This is a genomic window from Helicobacter sp. MIT 05-5293, assembly GCF_000765665.2.
Taxonomy (GTDB): Bacteria; Campylobacterota; Campylobacteria; order Campylobacterales; family Helicobacteraceae; genus Helicobacter_C.
Genome location: NZ_JROZ02000001.1, coordinates 176,264 through 201,896, shown reverse-complemented (window position 1 = coordinate 201,896; position 25,633 = coordinate 176,264). Strand labels below are relative to the sequence as shown.

Genomic DNA, 25,633 nt, shown 5'->3' with positions numbered 1-25,633 from the left:
AGAATCCAAATGTTTTGGCTCGGAGCTTTGCTGTGTGTTTTAGGGTGGATTTTTTTGGGTTGGGGCTTTGTGCTTTTCCCTTTAAGTATATTTTTTCTTTTCCACTCAAAAAACCAAAATATGCTTTTTGCTCCGCTTATTACGCTTGATGTCATAGGTTTTATCACTTCACTTTATCTCGTAGGTGAGCGCATTGTCGCCCTTTATTTTTGATGTGCTTAACGCTCCAATAGCCCCGATACGATACGCTCAACAAGCATTTGATTCGTCTGCATACTCCATTGATACGCACTTTTGTGCGCATTTGCTTTAAATGTATTAATCTCCTCTGGTGTGAGAGATTCTAAAGTCTGCATAATATGGGAGACCTCAAATCCATTTGATACAATCCCACAAGCATTTTGCTTTAAAAACCGCGCTATATCGGGAAGAGGTGTCGCACAAATTGCCAAGCGCGCCTGTATGTATTCAAAAAGCTTATTAGGCATACAATGCGTAAGATTAAAAGTCGTAGGCTTAAAAGGAATAAGCCCTATATCAAAATCCCTACTAAAAGGAATAATCTCCTGCATCATTACCGGAGGCAAAACACTAAGAGAGCGAATCTTGTGTGCTTTTTGCATAAAATCCTCTAAAAAACCTTTCTGATTGCTTAAAGCCATCACATAAAGTTGATATTTTTTATCAGATTCTGAAAGCCTCTCCCCTAGCTCAAGCATTTCTTGACTACTGCGATCAGGGCTGATAAAGCCATGATAGAGAATTTTAATGTGTTGTGCAAAGGTAGGCTTTGGCGCAGATTCAAAAAATGGCGGAAGCGAATACAACACCTCGCATAAAATCCCATAATCTCTCTTGTATCGTTCGCACAATCCCTCGCTTACGCTGATTGCATAATCAACGCGTGGCAAATACACTTCGCACAAATACACAAACAACCGCCCCAATCCCTGCACCCATACAGGGTCATTTTCATATTCCAAAGGATAAAATTCACGCAAATCAATCAGAATCTTACAATGGGGAAATGATTTTTTATAATCACACGCAAAAGGCAAAAGCGTGATGTCCTCGATGATAAGCAAATCCTGCTGGGGCAAAGAATCGAGATATTTGCGGATATGCAGACGCGCGGGAGTATATATCAAAGGCTCAAATTCACCCTTATGACAATAGCTTTGAATAAGTGCATTTTCTTGGGCATTGCGTTGTTTGCTTGTCTTATCTGCTGGAAAGCTTAAAAGCTTGAGGTGTGGTGAGAGATTAGACAAAAATTCAAGGCTTGTGCATTCTTTGGCAATGATGTTGATGTGCAGATTCAGTGTCGTAATCCCACAAAGCATTTGGAGTAAGCGACTTGAGCGCGGCTTTTGGGTGATATTATGATCGCAAAGTAAGGTGATATGTTGTTCTATATTAAGCATTATGTAGCTTACCTATTTACTTCCTTAAGGAAATATTGCTGCAAAAGTCTTAGAATCTCTTGTAATGCAAGGATTCGTGGGTGTGTTGTGAAAGTTTGTTCAACCCAATCTTGCAGTTCTTGCCGAGATTCTACATTAAGAATTTCTTGCGGACAATCGTGATATTCTGGATTTTTGCATATATCTTGCTTCAAATCTTCTAAGGATTCTTCGATACAGTCAATATCATCTTGTGTAACCTCTACACCTTTTTGCAATAAGCTGTGGATAGAATCTATCAAATCATCATTAATAGCGGGAGTGATGACAATCTCATCATTACAACCCTCTTCGAGTGTCCTAATTCTGATAATTTGGGTTTGTTTGAGTAACTCTTCAAACTTTTTGCGCTTGGATTTGAAAAGGTTGGTTAAGAATTTCATTTGGTTAATCTCCTTTGTGTTGTTTTTAGGAAGTTTTACTTAGTAGATAATTTAAGATTTGCAGACAATCGTATTGATATGTCTTTTATCTTAGATTCTATCTCTTTTCTATTTTTATCTAACTCCACTTTTCTATCCACTGACATTTTGATAAACTCATTTTCTTTTTCTATACCTATAAAACTTCTATTTAGCAGATTAGCCGCTATTCCTGTGGTGGAGCTTCCACTAAAAGGATCGCAGATAATAGAATCCTCATTACTTGCCATTAAAAGCAATCGCACAAGTAGATTCAAAGGCTTTTGTGTAGGGTGTTTGCCATTAGCTTTTTCCCAAGGGGCAATCGCTGGAAAACTCCATACATCACGCATTTGCTTATCTCCATTAAGCCTTTTAAGGATTTCATAATTAAAAATATGCTTATGTTTTGGGCTTTTTCTTGCCCAAATGATTTGTTCAGTCGAATGCGTGAGATAGCGACAGCTAAAGTTGGGTGGAGGATTGGTTTTTTGCCAAGTGATGAGATTAAGAATCTTGAAATCAAGTTTTTGCAAGACTCGCCCCAAAGAAAAAATATTATGATAAGTTCCACTAATTAAAATGCTCCCTGTATCTTTTAGGGCAATTTTTGCATTGCGTATCCACTCTTCATTAAATTCATCAATATCATTAATGTTCTCTTCTCTATCCCAAGTTCCTTTATTAACGCTAACTATTTTGCCACTCTGAATACTCAAACCATCATTAGAGAGAAAATAAGGAGGATCGGCAAAGATAAGATCAAATTGTCCCTTAAAATCAGGCAATATTTGATTGCAATCCCCTTGATAAAGCCTAAAGAGAGAATCTTCACTTATAAAAATAGGAGACAAGTTTTTATTGAGCAATTCCATTTTTTACCTTTTGAATGAAGTCATTAATGTTGCTTAAATTATAAATTTCTACAGATTTATAAGCCTCTTGGAGTTTGTTTTTAGCACTTAACCAACCTTGCCCATCTGTTATCCAAATAAATTTATAAGAAGAAAAGGTTTTGAATCTTAACGCTAAATCTTGATAGGCTCTTGCAGTTTCATTAAGCTTACTTCCACCACTTGTATAAAAATTAGATTCTATAAAATAGGTAGCGTTTTTACCCCAAATGACAAAATCAAATTTTTTAATATCAGCTCCAAACGATTGGTGCAAATCGTTAAAATCTTTGATATTAACTTGGCTTTTAAAATGCAAATTAGCCCTTGCAAAAAGATTTTCAAGATAAGATTCCATAGTGTTACCACTACGATTTTTTCTTGCATTGCTATCAAGTCCTACTTCAATACCAAATACAAAATCATTCAAATCCTTAATCTTTCTATCGCTAAAAACTTCGCACAAGCCACTTTCACAAATAAAATTATAAGCTTTGTCTGCATTATAAAAATAAGATTCTATAGCACAAAGACTATTATTAGAATCCAAAACCATTTCTTTTTTATCCCTCACTGCAATCAAAATGTGCAAAACCTCAAAAGCCTTTGGATATTCAGCAAAGAGTTTATGCACACAATCTTGCATTTCATCTTTATTTTTACCCAATAAAAAATTCAAATGATTGAGGCAAATACTAACAGAATCTCTATTGCTTAAACATTTTTGCCAATCCACAAAAAAGTTTAAGCGTCTATTGGTAGTTTGCAGTGTTTTTAAAAATTCCTCAAAAGTTAAAGTGTTTGGCATTTATCCCACATTCCTTGTCTAATTTTTATAACCTTAGAGTAAAATCTATCATTTGCAATTTTGACTAAGCTCATTTTCCCCTACACCTCCGTCTTCAGCACCGCGCCATTTGCGGCATTACTCACAAGCAGTGCATAGCGGCGCAACCACTTGCTTTTTATCTCTTTTTGAATCGGCTTCCACTTTGCCTTACGCGCTTCTAAAACCTTAGAATCCACAAGCAGTTCCAAGCTCCCTTTGCTTACAGAAATCGCAATTTTATCGCCGTCTTCAACAAGCGCAATCAGCCCGCCCTCTGCCGCTTCGGGGCTAACATGCCCAATGCACCCGCCCCTTGTTGCGCCGCTAAAGCGCCCATCGGTAATCAGCGCGACACACTCGCCAAGCCCCATTCCCATAATCATACTCGTGGGGCTAAGCATTTCTTGCATTCCCGGTCCGCCCTTTGGTCCCTCATAGCGAATCACCACGACATTCCCAGCCTTGACCTTGCCCCCTGCAATGCCCCTAATCGCCTCATCTTGCGAGTTAAAACACACTGCACTGCCTTCAAATTCTTTCATCTTTTCTGCCACCGCGGCGACCTTTAGCACCGCACCCTCACGCGCGAGGTTGCCATAGAGAATCTTTAGCCCCCCCATTTGCGAATACGCATTCTCATTATGGCGGATAATCTCACTATCTTTAATCTCTGCATTCGCGATTCTCTCGCCCAAAGTCTCGCCGGTGATTGTGAGCGTATCAAGGTGCAAAACTTTATTTTCGCGCTTCGCCACCTCGTTCATCACCGCGCTAACCCCGCCCGCGCGGTGAATGTCTTCCATGTGAATCGTGCCAAGCGCGGGCGCAATCTTTGCAATATGCGCAACTTGGCTTGCAATCGTATTAATCGAATCAAGATTAAAATCCACCTCGGCTTCTTTGGCAATGGCTAACATATGCAAAATCGTGTTGGTGCTGCCACCCATAGCCATATCGACCACAAACGCGTTATGCACAGCCTTTCTGTTTAAGATATTGCGGAATCTAAATTGCTCGGTTTTTTTCTCATCAAGCGCAATCTCGACAATCCGCCGCGCGGCTTTGCGCAAAAGCTCTTCGCGTTCGGGGCTAAGGGCTAAAATCGTCCCGTTCCCGGGCAGCGCGACACCCATTGCCTCACAGAGGGTATTCATCGAGTTTGCAGTAAACATTCCGCTACAACTCCCCCCACTAGGGCAAGCCTTGCATTCTATCTCGTGTAATCTTTGCTCATCAATCTTACCTTCGTTAAACGCGCCCACCGCTTCAAACGCCGAGTTTAGGTCGAGAATCGTCCCGTCTTCAAGCCGCCCCGCGCGCATCGGTCCGCCGCTGACAAAGATTGTCGGGACATTCACCCGCAGCGCGCCCATAAGCATTCCGGGCACAATCTTATCGCAATTAGGGATACAAACCATCGCATCAAGGCTGTGCGCGTTCATCATCGTTTCGATACTATCGGCAATCAGTTCGCGGCTTGGCAGCGAATAGAGCATTCCGCTATGCCCCATAGCGATGCCATCATCAACACCAATCGTGTTAAACTCAAACGGCACACCACCGGCAGCGCGAATCTCGTCTTTGACAATCTGTGCGTATTTGTTTAAGAAAAAATGCCCGGGAATAATGTCAATATAGCTATTGGCAATGCCGATAAAGGGTTTGTCAAAGTCTTCGTCTTTTAGCCCTGTGGCGCGCAAAAGGCTTCTGTGCGGGGCTTTTTGGAATCCTTTTTTGATAATATCACTTCGCATTTGTTGTCCTTTGGTTGAGTTGTTTTAAGTCATAATTGTATCACATTCGACTTAATCCTAATTGTAAAGCTTCATTGCTAGTTTTAAGTATCTTAGGATACAATAACACGATTTTTTTTAAAGGATGGGTGATGCAATATAAGCGTGTATTGGTAAAATTTTCGGGTGAGGCTTTGTCTGGTGATAGTGGATTTGGGATTGATGTCAAGATTCTCAAATATATCGCACAAGAAATAAAATCTTTAGTGGATAATGGTATTGAAGTAGGCATCGTAATTGGCGGAGGGAATATTATTCGAGGTGTATCTGCGGCTGAAGGCGGGGTGATCCGCCGAACAAGTGGCGATTATATGGGTATGCTTGCAACGGTGATTAACGCTGTTGCTATGCAAGAATCTCTTGAATATTTAGGCATAGATGTGCGTGTGCAGAGTGCGCTAGAAATCAAAGAAATATGTGAGAGCTATATTTACCGCCGCGCAATCAGACATTTAGAAAAAGGACGGGTAGTTATTTTTGGTGCAGGCACAGGCAATCCTTTTTTTACAACTGATAGTGCAGCGACATTGCGTGCAGTAGAAATTGGTGCTGATGTCATTGTCAAGGCAACAAAAGTCGATGGTGTTTATGACAAAGATCCCCATAAATTTCCTGATGCCAAAATGCTAGAAAGTATCAGCTATGATGAAGCATTGCGTGATCATATTAAAGTCATGGACGATACAGCAATTGCGCTAGCTAAAGATAATAAATTGCCCATTTTAGTATGCAATATGTTTAAAGAAGGAAACTTGCTTCATCTTTTGAAAGATGGTAAAGGTGTTTATTCAATCGTGAAATAACATCAAATCAAAGCAAATCTAAATAAAACTCATAGTAGAATCACTGATTTAATTTAATTGAAGGAAATATTCATGGAAACATCAAGAACCGAAGAAATTGCAGCAAAAGCATTAGCGCGCGTTAATGATGATCGTTATTTGCTTGCAAATTTAATTTTTGAACGCGTCAAGGAATTGGGAGCAGGAGCAAAACCTTTGGTAAAAATGGATATAAAAAAATACAAATTGCCTGACATCGCAATGCGCGAAATTGCTGAAGGAAAAATCGAATTTGCTTCTGTTGAAGAAAAAGAATAAATCTTAAGGGTAAATATTGGACTTTTTTAATGATCTTGTTGAGATTAAAAGCGTAGATTCTGCTATTCAAAAACTTTACTCCCTGACAACTATCACACCTAAAGTCCAACAAGCTATTGATATGGCAACCACATATCACCAAGGGCAACTGCGCAAAAGTGGGATTCCTTATGTTATTCACCCCTTATGTGTTGCCTGCATCGTTGCATTTTATGGTGGTGATGAGACGATGCTTTGTGCTGCATTGCTACACGATGTAGTTGAAGATACCTTATGTGATATTGAAGAGATTCAAAAACACTTTGGTTGGGATGTGGGGCATTTGGTCGATGCTTTAACAAAAATCGTAGAAATCCGCAAAGAAGAGCTTAATACAAATGTCAATGAAAAACTTGCTGCATCGGCATTAAGCTTTCGCAAAATGCTTCTTGCATCAATCAAAGATATTCGTGCGCTTGTCATCAAAATCAGCGATCGTATGCACAATATGCTGACACTTGATGCACTCCCTGCATACAAACAAAAACGCATTGCGGAAGAAACGCTTATTGTTTATGCTCCGATTGCTCATCGCTTGGGTATTGCTTCGCTCAAAAATGAGCTTGAAGACCGCAGTTTTTACTATATTTTTCCCGAAGAATATCAACAAATTGATCAGTATATCAAAGAAAATAACCAATCTATCACGCTTAAACTCAATAGTTTTGCGCAAAAAATTGCCAAGATTCTCTTGCAAAATGGCTTTACTGAAAAAGATTTTGAAATCGAAAGTCGTGTCAAACGCCATTATTCTGTCTATCTAAAAATGCAGCGCAAAGGCATCGGGATTGATGAGATTCTCGACTTACTTGCAGTGCGCATCATCGTATCAACCCCACTTCTTTGCTACAAGGTATTGGGGCTTTTACATCTTGAGTTAAAACCTGTGATTTCACGCTTAAAGGACTATATTGCACTTCCTAAAGAAAATGGGTATCAGACAATCCATACAACAATTTTTGAAAATTCAAGTATTTATGAAGTGCAGATTCGCACTTTTGATATGCACAAAAGCGCACAATACGGCATAGCAGCACACTGGAAATACAAAAGTGGCGGGAGAGAGCCAAATTTAGAGTGGCTCAACAATATACAATACCAAAACGATACGATTGAAGAGTTTTATGAGCTTGCCAAAAATGATTTATACAAAGAAGATATGATAGTTTTTTCGCCTGCAGGAGATATTTATAATCTCCCTGTTGGGGCGGTTGCGTTGGATTTTGCCTATGCTGTTCATAGTGATATTGGAGACAACGCCAAACAAGCCTATATTAATCATAAAAAAGCATCTTTATTACAACCTCTAAGAAATGGTGATATTGTGAGAATCACACTCTTTAACAAAGACGAACAAACAAACCCTCGATGCACTTGGATTGATGCTGTAAAAACTTCCCGTGCTAAAAATCATATCAGAATCCAATGCCAAACTCGTCTCAAAGAAATTGACACAAAAAGCACAATCAATATTCTTAAAACAATCTTTGATAGCTCTCAAAAGACTATTTTGACATATCTTAAAGAAAATAACCTCGAATCCAATCTCTACCGCGCAGCAAGAGATTCTGCTTATCTCAAAGACATCAAAAATATCCTCAAAGGTAACTTTGTGCGTGAAGTCAATTTTTTAGGAAAAATCAAAATCAATATGCTTAAACTCAAAGAAATGGTTTTTGATAATATCGTTTTGCAAACCAATCGCAATATTAATGGCGTAGTGTTTGATTATTGTTGTTATCCAAAATTTGGCGATAATATCGTGGCATTAAAAAATGGGCAAAAAGCCTACATACACCACAAAATGTGCAAAAGGGCGATTGAAGAAATAGAAAAAGGGCATGATATGCTTTTTGTCCAATGGGTCAATACACAAAAATACACTTATAAGATTATCATTGCATTAAACAATCACCAAAGTGCCTTGATAGGATTCTTGACAATCTTAGCAAAATATAATTGTCGCGTAATGAGCGTTGATTTCAATTCGTTAGAACATCAGTTTTCGACTTATTGTCAAATCTGCTTTGAGACAGATTCTCAAAATATCAAAACACTCAAAGACACTTTAACAAAAAAATACAAAATCATTGAATTTAGCAATCTTAAAGACGCATATTCGGGCTAAGGAGAAAAAAATGAATAAAATCAAAGAGGCATTGTCTGAAATCGCAAGAGGGAGTGTCGAATTTATTGGGCAAGAATATATTCAAAGTCTTGTAGAGCGATTTTATGCAAGTGGGGAAAGATTCATTGTCAAAGCTGGATTTGATCCTACTGCACCAGACTTGCATTTAGGACACACAGTATTACTCCAAAAACTCGCTACTTTTCAGCGATACGGAGGGAATGTCAAATTTTTAATCGGTGATTTTACCGCAACAATCGGCGATCCTAGTGGCAAAAGTGAAACACGGAAGCCTTTAAGCAAAGATGAAGTAGAACGCAATGCAATCACATACAAAGAGCAAGTATTTAAGATTCTTGACCCTCAATACACCGAGGTATGCTTTAACTCTCAATGGCTTAATGAGCTTGGTGTGGGCGGTATGATTGGATTAGCCTCAAAGTTTTCAGTCGCGCGAATGCTTGAGCGAGATGATTTTACAAAACGTTACCAAAACAACTTGCCCATTTCTATTGTAGAATTTCTCTATCCGCTCTTACAAGGCTATGATTCTGTCGCATTAGAATCTGACATAGAATTAGGCGGGAATGATCAAAAATTTAATCTTTTAGTGGGACGGAGCTTGCAAAGATCTTATGGACTTAAAAAAGAACAATCTATCCTTACCGTGCCTTTATTAGAAGGGCTTGATGGTGTCCATAAAATGAGTAAATCACTCAATAACTATATTGGCGTTACAGAAGATTCTAAAACAATGTATGCAAAAATATTAAGCATCAGTGATGAAATGATGTGGAAATATTATAATTTACTCTCAAATCTAAGCTTGGGGGAAATTGAAGATCTCAAAACAAATGTAAAAAACGGAAAAATTCACCCTAAATCCGCTAAAGAACAACTTGCTTTAGAAATAACTGAACGTTATCATAGTGCCGATTTAGCAAAAGACGCTAAAATAGCCTTTGATAATGTGTTTAGTAAAAATGAAACACCCACGGATTTACCGACTTTTAAATACAATGAAGGTGTGTGGATATGCAAAATTTTGGTAGAATGTCAATTCTGTGATTCTACTTCACAAGCAAGGCGAGATATTCGCGCAGGGGCTTTAAAGATTAATAAGGAAAAAATAAGTGATGAGAATCTTAAAATGCTAGCAGGTGAATACATCATTCAGATTGGCAAACGAAAATTTGCAAAAGTGATCATACATTAAGGATATAATATGGGCTTGAAACCGCTTAAAATTGGCAAACACACAATCAAATATCCAATCTTTCAAGGGGGTATGGGTGTAGGCATCAGCTGGGACAGACTTGCGGGCAATGTATCCAAAGAAGGTGCATTAGGAATCATCAGTGCTGTAGGCACAGGATACTATCAAAAGATGCAATTTGTTGAAAGAATTGCTAACTCAAAGCCATTTGAGGCAATTAATTTTTACTCTAAACAAGCACTCATTGAGATTTTTAAAAATGCGCGAAAAATTTGTGGAGACAATCCTTTGGGTGCAAATATTCTTTATGCAATCAATGAATATGGGCGAGTTGTCAAAGATGCGTGTGAAGCTGGAGCAAATATCATTGTTACAGGAGCAGGACTTCCTACCAATATGCCTGAATTTACAAAAAATTTCCCTGATGTGGCATTAGTGCCTATTGTTTCTTCGGCAAAAGCATTAAAAATTATTTGCAAGCGTTGGAAAGACAGATACGAGCGTATCCCTGATGCAGTCATAGTCGAAGGTCCCTTAAGTGGTGGGCATCAAGGATTTACCTATGAAGATTGTTTCAAAGAAGAATATCAGCTCGAAAATGTCTTACCTCAAGTGGTCAGTGAAGCTAAAAAATGGGGAAATATACCTGTAATCGCAGCAGGAGGCATTTGGGATCGAAACGATATTGACAGAATGTTAGGATTAGGCGCAAGTGGCGTGCAAATGGGAACACGATGGCTCGGTTCAGAAGAATGCGATGCTGTTGCTTACAGAAACTTAATGCCTTTGGTCAAAAAAGAAGATATCGTTCTTGTCAAATCTCCCGTAGGCTATCCTGCAAGAGCTGTAAAAACGGGTATTTTTGATCGCATTGCTGAAGGTAATGCACCCAAGATTCAATGTGTAAGCCATTGTGTTACGCCTTGTCGCAGAGGGACGGAAGCAAAAAAAGTAGGATATTGCATCGCTGATTCTTTAGGATTAGGCTATATAGGAGATAGGGAGAAAGGTTTGTATTTCACGGGAGCAAATGGCTACAGAATCCAAACCATTGAACCTGTAAAAGATATTATTGCTCAATTAGTCAAAGACCCCGAATAGAGCATGCCGATGTTAAAAAGGATCGTGGCGTTACTATTTCTGATGGTGCTGTGCCTATGGGGAGAACACCGCATCATCAGAATGGTTCCTTTTGGCGACAATAATCTCAAAATTGTATTTGACAAACCCATCACGGATTTACAATGGCAAACCAAACATCTCAAAGATGCTAATAAAAAGTTTATTGATTTTGAAGCCAACCTTACCATACCCAAACGCAATTTTATCTTTAAAGACAATTCAACGCTTCAAGTTGCACAAAATACACCCAAAATAGTGCGTGTTGTTATCAGTCCTCACGCACATTCAACCTATGAGATTGTCAAAGAGAAAGAAAATCTCTACATTCAATTCAAACCCAAAACCCAAACACAAAAGCCATCAGTAACCTTAGCTGAACCCTCTTCTACTCCCCCAGAATCAGTCAAAAAAACCTTTGAAAATCTTGAGACAGAATCGAAAAAAAGCACGCTCCAAACAAACAAAACCGCAACACGAACGGGGACGGGAAAGAAGATTGTCATTGATCCCGGTCATGGTGGAAAAGATTGTGGCACAAAAAGCGTAGAAGATAAATGCGAAAAAATCATTGTCCTTGATGCAGCTAAACTTGTCGTTCAAGAACTAAAAAATCGAGGCTATAATGTCTATATGACGCGTAATACCGATGTGTATATTGATCTGCGCAAAAGAACAGAATTTGCCAACGCCAAAAATGCAGATTTATTTATTTCTATACACGCAAACTCCATGCCTAAAGATTCTCCCAAAACTCCTAGCGGTGTAGAAACCTACTTCCTCTCTCCCGCAAGAAGCGAACGTGCAGAGCAAGTGGCAAAGGCAGAGAATCAAGGTGATATGGAAACAATGAGCCATTTTGCTACAAAATCTTTTCTCAATACTATCAGTTCCTTTCATCTCGTAGCTTCGCACAAACTTGCCATTGACATTCAATCAGGTATATTGAATGCAGTGCGCCCACAATATGACACCCATGATGGAGCAGTGCGTGAAGGTCCATTTTGGGTCTTAGCGGGAGCATTAATGCCATCGGTTTTGATTGAAATAGGCTATGCTTCTCATAAAGATGAGGGTAAACTAATCTCCAAAAAAGAATACCAAAAACTTTTAGCAAAAGGTATTGCTGATGGCATTGATGGCTATTTTATAAGAAATTATTAAGGATTTAAATGAAACAAACTTCTTTGGTTACCGTTATCTTATCGCTATTATTTTTTGCACTTTTTGTTTTTGTCAATTTAACACTTTTTATTTCACAATTTTCACACTCTTTTTCACATCTTTTTTTAATCTTTATTCGCGAAGATCAGCTTTTTGATCATTTAAGCACCCTGTTATTCTTTTGTGGATTTGTTTTAAGTGTGTCTTTTGTGATTATCGGTAGCTGGAAAGATTCTGGAAATATCCCTCAAAAAATCATAATGCTTATTTTGAGCACTGCCTTTATGTATTTGATGGTCTTAAATTGCTCCCACACACCTGAAACTCAAGACATAGTAGATATGTTTGCGATTGAAGGAAGTATTTATCATCGAGGTTTTTTTGAGCTTTTAAAAGACTATTCTCTCCGCATTATACTCGTAATATGTGCTTATGTATTTTTCGTGTATCTTCCTTTACTCTTTATGATTTTAAATATTAAACCCGATGAAAATAGCGAACTAGGTAAGATTCTCTACGATATGCGTCCGTCAATTAATATCGTCATTATAATGCTTTTCGCGCTTGCCTTGCAACCCTATTACTATCGTGATAATCTCTATGTCTATCTTGATATTTTTGCGCTTTTAGTAGGCATAGGTATGCTTATTTATGTCTCTAGAAAGCATAAAGAAATTTTTGGATTCTACGAACGCATAAATTTTGGTTTGCTTATACTAGGCATTATCATTTGCTTGATTTGCTCTTCTATCTTAGCTGTCTCTGATAATTCCTTTAATGCTCGATATACTTTTTTAATTTTTGCATTTGTGGGTTGGTGCGTAGAATGGATGTATAACAACACCCAAAATTCTGATAATCAACAATAAAATCAAGGATCAAAAAATGAGCTTAGATATTTACCCCGCAATTGACTTAAAAGATGGGAAAGCTGTAAGACTCCTCAAAGGAGAAATGGAAAGTGCCATTGTTTATGGTGATGCTTTAGATTTTGCCAAACAATTTGAAGCAATGGGAGCAAAATGGCTTCATATTGTGGATTTGAATGGGGCTTTCGCAGGTGAGCCAAAAAATATCAAACAAATCGAACAAATACTCCAACATACGCATTTACAGATTCAAATTGGCGGGGGGATTCGCGATGAAGATTGCATCAAACGCTATACCCAAATGGGTGTAAAAAGAGTGATACTTGGTTCTATGGCAATGAAGAATCCGCAATTTGTCAAAGAAATGGCGCAAATCTATCCTATTGTTGTAGGAATCGATGCAAGGAATGGAAAAGTTGCCGCTCAAGGCTGGGCAGAAGAAGGGCAGATAGAAGCAAATCAATTGGCAAAAATGTTTGCTGGTAGCGGTATTGCAGCAATTGTTTGCACAGATATTAATCGTGATGGTGCATTAAGTGGGATCAATATTGATTTTACAGAAGATATTGGGCGACAAAGCCAAATTTATACTATTGCGAGCGGAGGTTTTTCAAACACAGAAGAGCTAGAGATTCTTGAGAGAAATCCTTATATTCAGGGCGTAATTATAGGAAAAGCGTTTTACGAAAACAAGATAAATCTTAAAGATATATTGTATAATTTTAGAAATTAAGATAAAATACGAATTTTAGAAAAATCATAAAGTTTAATAAGTAGGATTATTAAAAATTTATGGTAGAATTACCCTAGTTTGTTTAAGGTATAGCTATAATAAAGGAGATGACTTGAAACTGTTGGTAGTTGATGATAGCTCTACAATGAGAAGGATCATAAAGAATACTCTTCAAAGATTAGGGTATGAGGATATTCTTGAGGCTGAGCATGGAGTGGAGGCATGGCAGCTTATGGACACTGTAGAAGGTATTGAAATACTTATTACTGATTGGAATATGCCCGAAATGAATGGTTTGGATTTAGTTAAAAAAGTGCGAGCAGATTCTCGCTACACTTCTATACCTATTATTATGGTAACTACTGAAGGTGGTAAAGCTGAAGTAATTACCGCTCTCAAAGCAGGTGTAAATAACTATATTGTCAAGCCTTTTACCCCACAAGTTTTAAAAGAAAAGCTAGAAGTAGTTTTAGGTGTGAATGAAGAATAGGCTCAATATTTAATGCAAGGTTTGGAACAGCAAACTTATTGGGAAATTATTATTTATCCAAATGCTTTTTTAGATGCTTTTAGTAACTTTTTAATTGATCAAACTTCTTGCGCAATAGAATACCAAGATCTTTCTGATCAATTATCTCCTTTTTATATTAGCTACGAAGACACATCATGGCAAAGTTTTCATAACTTCAACATCACACAAGCAAAGCAATGTCCTCAAACAACACAAATTATTTTACGGATTCCCTCTTCAGTAAATGACACAGACCATTCAGCTTATGATCCCAAGATTCACGCTTTGATAGAATCTTTACAAAATTTTACCTCCGCACTTAACGAATACACTGCAACACAAAAAGATGATTATCCTACAAAAGTGGATTTTTGCTACCATATTGTACAAAAACACAATCACGATTGGCTACAAATCTATCAAGATTCTATCAAACCCATAGAATGCCCACCATTCTATATTTGCCCATCATGGGCGTCTTCTTCACCTTCTCATTTGCAACAAATCATCATTGACCCTGCTCTTGCTTTCGGTTCGGGACACCACGCTAGCACCTTAATGTGCTTAGAGTTTTTAAGTGCTATAAATCTTAAAAATAAAAATGTGCTTGATGTTGGTTGTGGGAGTGGCATACTCTCAATTGCTGCAAGCAAACTCGGAGCAAAAGTATTTGCATGTGATACTGATGAACTTGCCATTCAAGAAACACAAAAAAATGCTCACAATAATCATATTTCCCTTGAATCTCTGTGGCTAGGCAGCATTCAAGAATCTCCTGATACACCCTCACATTACGATGTCATAGTCGCCAACATTGTCGCTTTTGTTGTGAAACTTTTACACAACGATTTTAAAGCAAAACTCAAAAAAAATGGCATTTTAATTCTCTCCGGGATATTAGATGAATATAAATCTGATATAATAGCAACATTTAACGACTTCACATTGTCAGAAATACATCAAAAAGACGAGTGGATAGCATTAAAATTGATTTCACAAAACAACTAAAGGAAAAGATAAACAATGGAAAACCCAAATGATAAAAAACCTCCCTTTAAACAGAATCCTTTTCTAACTTTTGCAATTTTTGTCATCATTGCATTAGTGATGTTTAAAGTTTTTTCTCCAAGCGGAGATTCTATTACGGATCGTTTTATGGGTGGTAGTGTTACAAAAGAAATCCCTTACAACGAATTTAAAGAGCTTGTCTCAAAAGGAGAGATTGATTCTGTAAGTATTGGACAAACTTATATCAAAGCTTACTCTATTCAAACCTCTCCGCGCATTTTATACACAACCAAAAAAGTGGCAGATTTAGGCTTAGTTCCCCTACTTGATGAAAAGAAAATCGAATACAGCGGGTTTAGCGAAGGTAGCTTTTTGGGCGATTTAGTCAATATGCTTTTGCCTATTTTTATTATCTTGGCTTTATGGATGTTTTTAGCTACCCGTATGCAAAAAAGTATGAGTGGTGGAATCTTTGGTGTGGGGAATTCTAAAAAACTCGTCAATGCTGAAAAGCCTAATGTCAGGTTTGATGATATGGCAGGTAACGAAGAGGCAAAAGAAGAAGTTGTAGAAATTGTAGATTTTCTTAAATATCCCGAACGCTATATTGCAGTAGGAGCTAAGATTCCCAAAGGTGTATTGCTTGTAGGACCTCCCGGGACGGGAAAAACCTTACTTGCAAAAGCAGTTGCAGGCGAAGCAAGTGTGCCTTTTTTCTCAATGAGCGGAAGTAGTTTTATTGAAATGTTTGTGGGCTTGGGGGCTAGTCGTGTCAGAGATTTGTTTGAAATGGCAAAAAAAGATGCACCCAGTATTATTTTTATCGATGAAATTGATGCTATTGGTAAAAGCCGCGCTGCAGGAAGTATGGTTGGCGGAAATGACGAAAGAGAGCAAACACTCAATCAGCTTTTGGCTGAAATGGACGGCTTTGGTTCAGAATCTGCACCCGTCATCGTATTGGCTGCGACAAACCGACCGGAAGTGCTTGACCCAGCTTTATTGCGTCCGGGAAGATTTGACAGACAAGTTTTGGTCGATGCTCCTGATTTTAATGGTCGTGTCGAGATTCTGAAAGTGCATATCAAAAATGTGAATCTAGCGCGTGATGTGGATTTACACGAAATTGCAAAATTCACTGCAGGACTAGCAGGGGCGGATTTGGCTAATATCATCAATGAAGCCGCGCTTTTAGCAGGAAGAGAAAACAAAAAAGAGGTTTCTCAAAAACATTTCAAAGAGGCGATGGAGCGCACAATGATTGGCTTGGAGAAAAAAACACGCAGAATCCCTCCAAAAGAAAAAAAGATTGTCGCTTACCATGAAAGCGGGCATGCGTTGATGGGTGAAGTTACTAAAGGTGCACATCGTGTCAATAAAGTCTCTATCATTCCTCGAGGAATGGGAGCTTTGGGATACACACTCCATACACCAGAAGAGAATCGCCACCTTGAGCAAAAACATGAAATGATGGCTGAAATTGATGTCCTTTTGGGTGGACGTGCAGCTGAAGAAATTTTCTTAGAGGAAATTTCAAATGGAGCTTCTGATGATTTAAGACGAGCGACAGGGATTCTCAAAAATATGATTGTTTATTTTGGTATGACTGATGTCAGTGGGCTAATGGTTTTAGAAGACTATACAAGACGCAACACTTTCTTAGGCGGAGCTGGTGGCAGCCGTGAATTTAGCGAAGAAATGGCTCAAAAAATGGATAGTTACATTAAAAATATGCTTGATGAACGTTATGCACATGTCAAAAAAACACTAAGAGAATATGCTGGTGTGATTGAATCAATGGCAAAAGAACTTTTAGACAAAGAAGTGATTGATGGTGTCAGAGTGCGTGAAATCATTGAAGAATATGAAAAAGAAAATCAAATGGAATCAAGACTTGTGCCTTTAGAAGAAGCATAAAGGAGGAAATATGGCATACACTACACAAATCATTGTAAAACAAGGTTGGCTTGGGGCTATTGTGCTATTAGCATTATTTGTTCTTTGTATTTTTTTCAATATGGATATGGGAACATTGATTTTCTTCGTAGGACTTGTATTTTGGCTTTTTATGTTTAGAAATCCTGAAAGAATCCCCCAAACAGATGAAAGAAATATCTTTGTATCACCTGTAGATGGTATTGTTAGAGATATTCAAAAACAAGATTCAGAAGTGATAATATTGATCGAAACAAGAAGCATTGATGTGGGTGTCATTCGAGCACCTTGTGAAATTATAGAGGGTGAAAAAGGTGAAAAAAAGGGTCTTGCTTTAGCATTTTGCAATAAAAACAAAAAAGCTACCTTAAATGCTATGATGTCTTTTACCCACAAACAAGATTTTAAATTTAGAATGGAGTTCTATCCTGTATTATTTTCTTCACACAAAATCTATGCAGATTCAAATCTCAACATAGGTGAACGAATGGGATTTATGAAAATGGGTATTACCAAACTTATTATCCCTCAAAACAAAAATACACCTGAATTAGAGCTCAAAATCAATATTGGTGATCGTTTGTATGCACTCGGAAGTCCAATAGGGCATATCAATGAAATTTAATCCTCTTTTTATCCTGCCCAATCTTTTTACCGCGGGGAGCATATTTTTAGGAATCTTAAGCATTATTTGTGCTTCGAAAAGTAACTTTGAGCTTGCAAGTTGGCTGATTTTAGTATCAATGATTCTTGATGGGCTTGATGGAAGAGTAGCAAGACTTACAAATACTTCAAGTCGTTTTGGTGTAGAGTTTGACTCATTAGCTGATGTCGTGGCTTTTGGCGTTGCCCCTGCAATGTTATTGTATTTTTATGTGGGCATTAATTATGGTCGGCTAGGAATGAGTGTGCCTGCTATCTTTGTCATCTTGGGTGCAGTTCGATTAGCTCGTTTCAATATCACAACGACTTCAGAACCGCAATTTTTTATCGGTCTTCCTATTCCTTCAGCCGCTGTTTTAGTGATGCTATGGGTATTGATTGATTTGGATTATGGCTTTATCCAAAATCAAGGATATGGCTATATTATGCTGATAACAAGCATCATCATAAGCATCTTGATGGTAAGTAATATTCGCTATCCTAGCTTTAAGAAAATGCGTTGGAATTTTAAGTCTTTTATTGCTGTCATCTTGCTTTTAGGTATTGTGTTTATTAATCCCAAAGAAACGCTTTGCTTTCTGATGAGCTGTTATGTGGTCTATGGTATTTTGCGATGGATGGCAATCTTAATTAAAATGAAATTTATCACCAAAACAAATGAAAAAGAAAAAACACTCTGAAAAATGGTGATTTACCTTAGATAAAGTTATTTTTAGGCGATTTTATGCTATTATTTTCACATTTTCTATATAAATTAATGAGGTGCAATTATGTCTAAAACAAGTTTGTCAAGCATCGATCAAGTCACCAATCTTCACAAAAATAATGAGCTTCAGTTGCTTTGTTTTCGTCTTGAAAAAGACAGAGACTTATATGCTGTCAATGTTTTTAAAATCAGAGAAGTAATCAAATATAGCGGCTCATTGACAGTTGTAACCCACGAAAGTAATAGCTTGGTAGAAGGGCTTATTACAATCAGAGAGCTAACTATTCCTTTGATTGATATGCGAAAATGGTTTTATTATGACAATAATAACAGAGGAAAGGATCTACGAAACTACGGCGTAAAACGAGCTCCGGGTGAAGAAGACATTATTATGATTTGTGAATTTTCTCGTTGGACGATTGGCGTGAGAATCTATGAAGCAGATCGTATCTTAAATAAAAAATGGACTGAAATTGAGCAAGGTGTCGGTGTCGGTGGTGGCGGGCGCAATGGCAAACTTGTGAGCAGAACACGCTACTTTGATGGAAGACTTGTGCAAGTTGTAGATATTGAAAAAATGTTGATTGATGTCTTCCCTTGGATTGAAAAAGAAAAAGAAGAAGGGATTCAAAAGATTTCTCAAGTCCAAACTACAAAAAGCATACTCCTTGCCGATGATAGTCCCACCGTTCTTCGGACAATGCAGCTTATCCTTAATAAATTAGGTGTGATTCACCATGACTTTATCAATGGCAAACATTTGTTAGATTACTTATTTGCACCTACCACAGATGTAAGCTCTATTGGAATGATTATTACTGACCTTGAAATGCCTGAAGCAAGCGGATTTGAAGTGATCAAACAAGTAAAAGCAAATCCTAATACAGCGCATTTGCCTGTCGTTGTCAATTCTTCAATGAGCGGTAGTAGCAATGAAGATATGGCACGCTCATTGAATGCTGATGAGTTTATTTCAAAATCTAATCCTGTGGAAATTGAAGCAGCAGTGCGGAAATTTGCTCTCAAGTAATGTATCAATCTCACCTGCTTTTTCAAATTGATTCTCCAGCCTATGTTTTAGAAGAAGAAAAGCTTGATGAAAATCTTGCTATTTTAAATTCTATCCAAGAGCAAAGTGGTGCAAAAATCCTCCTTGCATTAAAAGGTTATGCCTTTTGGCGCAGATTCGAGAATCTCCGAAAGATTCTAAGCGGAAGCACAGCAAGTGGGCTTTATGAAGCACGATTAGGCTATGAGGAAATCGGCTCAAGAAAAGAAGGCAAAGAAATATGCGTGTTTGCTCCTGCCTATAAAGATTCTCAAATTGATGAAATCTTAGAATACGCCACACATATTATCTTTAATTCCTTTGCACAATGGCAAATGTTTCTTCCACATATTACCCGTAAAAATAAACTTTTACAGAATCAAAATCTTGCGCCCATTCAAGTAGGCTTACGCGTCAATCCTTTATATAGCGAGGTAGAGCCTCCTATTTACAATCCTTGTATTCCGGGTTCAAGACTAGGAATCACCCCTGAAGCATTCAAAGAGGGTGTCAAAAAATACGGCTTAGAGGGGATTGATGGTCTGCATTTTCATACACATTGTGAGCAGGATAGCACTGCCTTGGAGCGCACATTACCCCATTTTGAAAAACATTTTGGCTCTTACCTTCAAGGTAAAAAATGGGTCAATTTTGGCGGAGGGCATCATATCACACGAAAAGACTATCATCGAGAGCTTTTAGTGAAACTCATCAAGGATTTTAAAAAACACCACAACGATATTGGGATTTTTTTAGAACCCGGAGAAGCAGTAGGTTGGCAAGTGGGTTTTCTTATCGGAGAAGTGCTTGATATTGTGCATAATCAAATCCCTATTGCTATTATCGATGTGAGTGCTTCAGCCCATATGCCCGATTGTTTAGAAATGCCTTATCGCCCAATGGTTAAAAAGATTTCTCGTCAAACTCTCAATATAGAATCTGATTTGGGCGAAAATAAAGGTGCTTATACTTATCGCTTAGGTGGTCCTACCTGCCTTGCTGGCGATGTGATAGGGGATTATAGTTTTCAAACTCCTCTTAATGTAGGTGATCGATTAATCTTTGAAGATATGCTGCATTATACGATTGTTAAAAACAATACTTTCAATGGCGTGCCTTTACCCTCACTTTGGAGCATAGATTCTCAAGGTGAAGCCCATTTGCTTCAACGCTTTTGCTATGATGATTACAAGAGAAGAAATTAAGTATGATTAATTTTGACAATCTCTTGATGCTTGCTCCATTGGCAGGCTATACAGATTTGCCTTTTCGAAGTATGGTAAAACACTTTGGGGTCGATATTACCGTGAGTGAAATGATTAGCTCACATGCTCTTGTCTATCAGAATCAAAAAACGCTCAAAATGATTGAAAAATCCCCCGAAGAATCGCCCTTCAGTGTCCAAATCGCAGGATCTAAAGAAACAATCATACAAAAAGCAGTAGAGATTCTCAACACTCAAGAAGGTATTGATATTATTGATTTAAACTGCGGCTGCCCTGCTCCAAAAGTCGCCAATCACGGCAATGGAAGTGGTTTGCTCAAAGACTTAAAACAACTTGTCAAAATTGCTAACCTTATCAAAGACACAAGCCAAACACCCTACACAAGCATTAAAGTGCGCTTAGGTTTTGACAAAAAGATACCTTGCGAGCTTGCTCAAGCCCTCAAAGATGTTCGCTCTGATTTTGTTGTCGTGCATGGGCGCACACGAGCCGATGGCTACAAAAAAGAACGCATTGATTATGATGCGATTGCAACCATTAAAAAACACATCTCTATACCTTTGATTGCTAATGGAGAAATTGATTCTGCACAAAAAGCTCAAGAAGTTATTGCGCACACGGGAGCAAACGGAGTGATGATAGGACGGGCAGCAGTTACTTCACCTTGGATCTTTTGGCAAATCAAACACCAAACCCAGCAAATCCCGCCCATTATCAAAAAAGAACTCGTTTTGCAACACTTCAATAAAATGATCGCATTTTATGGTGAGCGTGGGGCAATTATGTTTCGCAAGAATCTCCATGCTTATGCCAAAGGACACGATAATGCAAGTGAATTCAGAAATATTGTAAATCACTTAACCGATGTGTATGAGATCACTCAACGCATTGAAGAGTTTTTCAGCACACAAAATAACGAATTAATCACCCAAAATTTTCCCCAGCTCATTCATCTCAATAAAAAAACAAGCTAATGGTATTATTTTTTGGAGGAGGTTTGATATGCACTTGACAAAATGGTTACAAGTCGGATACTTATTGAGCGTGATTGTAGGCTTTATATACGCACAAGAAACCACAGAATCTCCCTCTGAATATTATCAAGAATCAGAGCTTATCCAGCAAATCCGCAAGGCAGATTCACTCTTTTATCAAGGCGTATCACTTTGGAGTAGTAACGCCGATGAAGCAAGTAAATTTCTCAAGCAAGCCTGCAATGCTAAACACCCCGGCGCATGTTTATATCTAGGTAGCTATTATGAACAAAAATCCTCTCAAAGACGCTCTAACATCTCTCCTAGCGAAAGTAAAAAATACTACCAGCTTGGCTTTGAAAATAGTGTCCAAGCTTGCCAACAAGGCGCAGCAGAATGGTGCATCACACAAGCAGTATCATTGATTGATGGGCGTGGAGTAGCACAAGATATTCAAAAAGGTTTTGACTTCCTTGAAGCAATGTGTGAGCAAGATATGGAGGGAGCTTGTGCAATGCTCGGATCATATTATTTCTATGGCTTAAATGTCGCGCAAGACTTACAAAAAGCACAAGAATTACATCTCAAAGCCTTAGAGCTAGATTCTAAAGCCTGCGAAGAAAATCGAATGTATGCGTGCGTGCTAAGTGCAGAAATCTACGAAAAAGGTCTTAGTGTGCCATCTAATCCACACAAAGCAAAAGAGCTGTATCGGTCAGCTTGTGCCTTACACAATCAATTCGCATGTGATTATGTTAAGAATATGCCTTAGAATCTTGAGACTAGATTCTCACTTCAAAGTATCAATCTATACTCAAAGTGCCTCTTCTTGAAAAAGATAGCTTGCAATATCTTGTCCGACAAAGAATTTCACACTCACAGCAATCAAAATCACAATTGTAATAAAAGGCGCAACATAACGCATCAAAATATACCAGATTTTAAAAGCGTAACTGCTAAAAAAATGTGAGGTAAATTCATAAAGTGTCGTCTTTGGAATCACCCAGCCCACAAAAATAACCGCAAGCAATCCACCCAATGTCATAATAATATTTGCTGATAAAAATTCTACAATATCCATAAGTGATTTATTACCAAAGGTCAAATAACTTGCCAAAGGTGTGCAAAGCGAACAAACTATCATCAATCCCAAAATAAAAATAACCCCAACCACACTCCAAGTCGCTCTAAAACGGCTGATTTTATAATATTCGACAATATACATTACCGATGGTTCGAGCAAAGAGATTGCAGAAGTAATCCCTGCAAAACTAAAAGCTATTAAAAATAAAAAAGCAATGATATTCCCCAAAAACCCCAAATGTGCAAACATAACAGGTAAAGTCTTAAAAATAAGCCCTGCACCACCATCAACTTCCCCACCATATTCATACACAAAAGTAAAAATCATTAATCCCGCCATAATCGCAATAACAATCCCACTTAGCACGATAAAAAGCGCACTTTTGAAAAGATTCTGTTGAGAATCTGAAGAGGCTGCATAGGTGATAATAATCCCAATCCCTAAAGAAAGAGAAAAGAACACTTGCCCCAAAGAATCAATAAAAATAGAAAGCGTTAGGGCTTTTTTTGCTTGCTCCCATTCAAAACCCAACATAAAATGCAAAGCCTTGGGGAAAGAATCCATACTCATTGCATAGATTAACAATCCTAAAAATATCAAAAAAAGCATAGGCGTAAGAATCAAATTTAAAAGCTCAATACCCTTTTTGACACCTCGTGCGATAACCCAACCGCTAATCCCTAATACCAGCATCAAACCCATTGTTTGCGCAATAAAATTCTGCGAATACAATGTGTCAAAATTTGCTTTAGAAACCTCCATATCGGTAGGCAAAGAAAAACTCACAAAAAATAAATAATAAAACACCCACCCCAATACGATAGCATAAAATGAAAGGATAATAGGACCTCCGATAAGTGTCAGACCTGCAAAACGCCATCTTTTACGGGGTGAAGGATCGAGTTTCTCATAGCTTTTAAAAGCATTTGCCCGTCCTTTATTACCAATCAGCATTTCTCCAATCAACATTGCAATACCTATCCCCAATGCCAAAAACAAATACAATAACACAAACGATCCTCCGCCATTTGTGCCTGCAATATAGGGAAATCGCCAAATATGCCCCAAACCCACAGAACTCCCCAATGCTGCCAACATAAAACCGATTTTGCTAAAATTATTCATCATAATACCCTATGCAAGATGTGCGTTAAGTATTTATTTTATCATAAATAATGCGATGATAAAGATATTTTAAAACTTATCTCAAGATTCTGTATTGTATATTATACGAAGATGATATTTTTAGATTGATTTAATAGCCTACAAGAGATATTCCTTGTAAGCTTGTCTTTTTGCACAAAACTTCACCAAATCCTATGAATCTAGTATCAAGACTTCACGCCGATTTGATGGTATTCAAAACCCTTAGATTGCATATTAAGACTTTGGTAAATATTGCGTCCGTCAAAAATAATTGGCTCATTGAGAAGTTTAGCGATTTCATCAAAATCTGGGCTTCTAAACTCACGCCACTCTGTTATAATTACAAGTGCCGCACAACCCTTCAAAGCTTCATATTTACTGCCTTCTAGACTAAGAGAATCCAGACAATCTTTAAGGTAAAATGATGCTTGTTCATACGCCTTTGGATCATACGCCTTGATTCTTGCTCCGCGTTTAATCAATTCACGCACCAACACCAAAGAGCTTGCCTCACGCATATCATCAGTTTCAGGTTTAAAGCTCAATCCCCACACAGCAAAACTTTTGCCTGCTAGATTCTCACCAAATCGTTGTGTGATTTTCTCGACTAAAAGCATTTTTTGCGCTTCATTGACGACTTGGACTGCATCGAGAATCCGCGCTTTATAGCCAAAATCCGCCGCTGTTTTCTCTAACGCACGCACATCTTTAGGGAAACAACTCCCACCATAACCACAGCCCGGATAAATAAAACTATATCCGATGCGAGAATCCGAACCAATACCCAAGCGCACATCATTAATATTCGCGCCCACACGCTCACAAATCTGACTCATCTCATTAATGAAACTAATTTTTGTTGCAAGCATTGCATTTGCCGCGTATTTTGTCATCTCTGCAGATTCTATACCCATTGCAATAAGTCTGTCGCTCTTAATCAAAAAAGGCGCATAAAGCGACTTCATTACCTCCAAAGCCTTTGGAGAATCTGTGCCTATCACTACCCTATCTGGACTCATAAAATCTTTAATTGCTACACCCTCTTTGAGAAACTCGGGGTTACTCACTACATCAAAGGCTATACTTTGACTACCTTGCTGATTCTGCACAGAATGAGAATCTATCGCAGCAGAATCCACCAAAGTCATATTGCGCTTTTGGATTGCAGAGCTGATGATACTTCTTACTTCTCTTGCTGTGCCTACCGGAACGGTGCTTTTATCTACCACTACGACATATTCACGCTCTATATGCGTCCCAATATCCTCTGCCACACTGCGCACAAAGCGTAAATCCGCACTGCCATCATCTCCCATAGGTGTCCCTACTGCAATAAAAATCACTTGAGCATTTCTAATAGCTTCCTTTTTATCAGTCGTAAATGTGAGTGTGCCTAGCTTTTGATTCTCCAATACCATTGATTCTAAACCGGGTTCATAAATGGGAATAATACCTTGTTTCAGACGATTGATTTTATTTTCATCGACATCAAGACATATTACATCATTGCCCATTTGGGCAAAACACGCACCTGCCACTAATCCAACATACCCGCTACCGATAATCGTGATAGTCATACAAATTT

At 38.1% G+C, this 25,633-nt stretch carries 25 protein-coding genes; 18 read left to right on the top strand and 7 right to left on the bottom strand.

The window, feature by feature from the left end:
- Window positions 1–9 precede the first annotated feature (9 nt).
- Window positions 10–213: a hypothetical protein gene (locus tag LS68_RS01020; protein ID WP_034370055.1), complete on the top strand. Its 204-nt coding sequence runs from the start codon at window positions 10–12 to the stop codon at window positions 211–213.
- 5 nt (window positions 214–218) lie between these two features.
- On the opposite strand, the gene LS68_RS01015 is transcribed toward LS68_RS01020, so the two are convergent.
- The 5 genes from LS68_RS01015 to ilvD form a co-directional block, all read right to left on the bottom strand.
- Complete coding sequence (locus LS68_RS01015; protein WP_034370053.1) at window positions 219–1,424, bottom strand: capsular biosynthesis protein; 1,206 nt, start codon at window positions 1,422–1,424, stop codon at window positions 219–221.
- Between the two features lie 8 nt (window positions 1,425–1,432).
- On the bottom strand, window positions 1,433–1,846 hold the full coding sequence (locus tag LS68_RS01010) for a hypothetical protein (protein WP_034370051.1): 414 nt from the start codon (window positions 1,844–1,846) through the stop codon (window positions 1,433–1,435).
- A gap of 35 nt (window positions 1,847–1,881) precedes the next feature.
- Window positions 1,882–2,739 carry a site-specific DNA-methyltransferase gene (locus LS68_RS01005; protein ID WP_034370049.1) on the bottom strand — a complete coding sequence of 286 codons (858 nt, stop codon included), beginning with the start codon at window positions 2,737–2,739 and terminating at the stop codon, window positions 1,882–1,884.
- Entirely contained in the window at window positions 2,723–3,565 is an 843-nt protein-coding gene (locus tag LS68_RS01000; RefSeq protein ID WP_034370047.1) for a type II restriction endonuclease, read from the bottom strand. The genes LS68_RS01005 and LS68_RS01000 overlap by 17 nt, the downstream gene beginning before the upstream one ends.
- A gap of 80 nt (window positions 3,566–3,645) precedes the next feature.
- Complete coding sequence (ilvD, locus tag LS68_RS00995) at window positions 3,646–5,340, bottom strand: dihydroxy-acid dehydratase (RefSeq protein ID WP_034370045.1); 1,695 nt, start codon at window positions 5,338–5,340, stop codon at window positions 3,646–3,648.
- A 131-nt stretch (window positions 5,341–5,471) separates the two neighbouring features.
- Here ilvD and pyrH point away from each other — a divergent pair, with 131 nt between their 5' ends.
- The 17 genes from pyrH to LS68_RS00910 all read left to right on the top strand — a co-directional run bounded on the left by pyrH (window position 5,472) and on the right by LS68_RS00910 (window position 22,590).
- Window positions 5,472–6,182: a UMP kinase gene (gene pyrH, locus LS68_RS00990; protein WP_034370043.1), complete on the top strand. Its 711-nt coding sequence runs from the start codon at window positions 5,472–5,474 to the stop codon at window positions 6,180–6,182.
- A gap of 72 nt (window positions 6,183–6,254) precedes the next feature.
- Window positions 6,255–6,479, top strand: a complete 225-nt coding sequence (locus tag LS68_RS00985; RefSeq protein WP_034370041.1) for a DNA-directed RNA polymerase subunit omega — start codon at window positions 6,255–6,257, stop codon at window positions 6,477–6,479.
- A gap of 16 nt (window positions 6,480–6,495) precedes the next feature.
- The gene (locus LS68_RS00980) at window positions 6,496–8,646 is read left to right on the top strand and encodes a RelA/SpoT family protein (RefSeq protein WP_138090747.1); all 2,151 of its coding nucleotides are present in this window, start codon (window positions 6,496–6,498) and stop codon (window positions 8,644–8,646) included.
- Window positions 8,647–8,656: 10 nt separating this feature from the next.
- A complete protein-coding gene (gene tyrS, locus LS68_RS00975; protein WP_034370039.1) occupies window positions 8,657–9,862 on the top strand; it encodes a tyrosine--tRNA ligase in 1,206 nt (401 codons plus the stop codon).
- A 9-nt stretch (window positions 9,863–9,871) separates the two neighbouring features.
- Window positions 9,872–10,963, top strand: a complete 1,092-nt coding sequence (locus tag LS68_RS00970) for a nitronate monooxygenase (protein ID WP_034370038.1) — start codon at window positions 9,872–9,874, stop codon at window positions 10,961–10,963.
- A 9-nt stretch (window positions 10,964–10,972) separates the two neighbouring features.
- Window positions 10,973–12,145, top strand: coding sequence for an N-acetylmuramoyl-L-alanine amidase (locus LS68_RS00965; protein ID WP_034370037.1), 1,173 nt, complete (start codon window positions 10,973–10,975; stop codon window positions 12,143–12,145).
- Window positions 12,146–12,153: 8 nt separating this feature from the next.
- Window positions 12,154–13,014 carry a hypothetical protein gene (locus LS68_RS00960; protein ID WP_034370036.1) on the top strand — a complete coding sequence of 287 codons (861 nt, stop codon included), beginning with the start codon at window positions 12,154–12,156 and terminating at the stop codon, window positions 13,012–13,014.
- A 16-nt stretch (window positions 13,015–13,030) separates the two neighbouring features.
- Window positions 13,031–13,747 (top strand): 1-(5-phosphoribosyl)-5-[(5-phosphoribosylamino)methylideneamino]imidazole-4-carboxamide isomerase, encoded by a 717-nt coding sequence (hisA, locus tag LS68_RS00955; RefSeq protein ID WP_034370035.1) that lies wholly within the window; start codon window positions 13,031–13,033, stop codon window positions 13,745–13,747.
- Window positions 13,748–13,859: 112 nt separating this feature from the next.
- Complete coding sequence (locus LS68_RS00950; RefSeq protein ID WP_034370034.1) at window positions 13,860–14,237, top strand: chemotaxis response regulator CheY; 378 nt, start codon at window positions 13,860–13,862, stop codon at window positions 14,235–14,237.
- Between the two features lie 12 nt (window positions 14,238–14,249).
- Complete coding sequence (locus tag LS68_RS00945) at window positions 14,250–15,266, top strand: 50S ribosomal protein L11 methyltransferase (RefSeq protein ID WP_034370033.1); 1,017 nt, start codon at window positions 14,250–14,252, stop codon at window positions 15,264–15,266.
- Between the two features lie 15 nt (window positions 15,267–15,281).
- The gene (gene ftsH / locus LS68_RS00940) at window positions 15,282–17,183 is read left to right on the top strand and encodes an ATP-dependent zinc metalloprotease FtsH (RefSeq protein WP_034370032.1); all 1,902 of its coding nucleotides are present in this window, start codon (window positions 15,282–15,284) and stop codon (window positions 17,181–17,183) included.
- Between the two features lie 10 nt (window positions 17,184–17,193).
- A complete protein-coding gene (locus LS68_RS00935) occupies window positions 17,194–17,826 on the top strand; it encodes a phosphatidylserine decarboxylase (RefSeq protein ID WP_034370031.1) in 633 nt (210 codons plus the stop codon).
- Window positions 17,816–18,544, top strand: coding sequence for a CDP-diacylglycerol--serine O-phosphatidyltransferase (gene pssA, locus LS68_RS00930; protein ID WP_034370030.1), 729 nt, complete (start codon window positions 17,816–17,818; stop codon window positions 18,542–18,544). Before LS68_RS00935 ends, pssA begins: the two co-directional genes overlap by 11 nt.
- 90 nt (window positions 18,545–18,634) lie before the next feature.
- On the top strand, window positions 18,635–19,600 hold the full coding sequence (locus LS68_RS00925) for a chemotaxis protein (RefSeq protein WP_034370029.1): 966 nt from the start codon (window positions 18,635–18,637) through the stop codon (window positions 19,598–19,600).
- Window positions 19,600–20,823: a carboxynorspermidine decarboxylase gene (nspC, locus tag LS68_RS00920; protein ID WP_034370028.1), complete on the top strand. Its 1,224-nt coding sequence runs from the start codon at window positions 19,600–19,602 to the stop codon at window positions 20,821–20,823. Before LS68_RS00925 ends, nspC begins: the two co-directional genes overlap by 1 nt.
- A 5-nt stretch (window positions 20,824–20,828) precedes the next feature.
- Complete coding sequence (locus LS68_RS00915; RefSeq protein WP_034371080.1) at window positions 20,829–21,818, top strand: tRNA-dihydrouridine synthase; 990 nt, start codon at window positions 20,829–20,831, stop codon at window positions 21,816–21,818.
- A gap of 28 nt (window positions 21,819–21,846) precedes the next feature.
- Window positions 21,847–22,590: a tetratricopeptide repeat protein gene (locus tag LS68_RS00910; protein ID WP_034370027.1), complete on the top strand. Its 744-nt coding sequence runs from the start codon at window positions 21,847–21,849 to the stop codon at window positions 22,588–22,590.
- 42 nt (window positions 22,591–22,632) lie between these two features.
- On the opposite strand, the gene LS68_RS00905 is transcribed toward LS68_RS00910, so the two are convergent.
- Together LS68_RS00905 and LS68_RS00900 are read right to left on the bottom strand one after the other, a co-directional pair.
- On the bottom strand, window positions 22,633–24,027 hold the full coding sequence (locus LS68_RS00905; RefSeq protein WP_138090744.1) for a sodium-dependent transporter: 1,395 nt from the start codon (window positions 24,025–24,027) through the stop codon (window positions 22,633–22,635).
- A gap of 206 nt (window positions 24,028–24,233) precedes the next feature.
- Window positions 24,234–25,625, bottom strand: a complete 1,392-nt coding sequence (locus LS68_RS00900; protein WP_034370023.1) for a UDP-glucose/GDP-mannose dehydrogenase family protein — start codon at window positions 25,623–25,625, stop codon at window positions 24,234–24,236.
- Window positions 25,626–25,633: the final 8 nt, after the last annotated feature.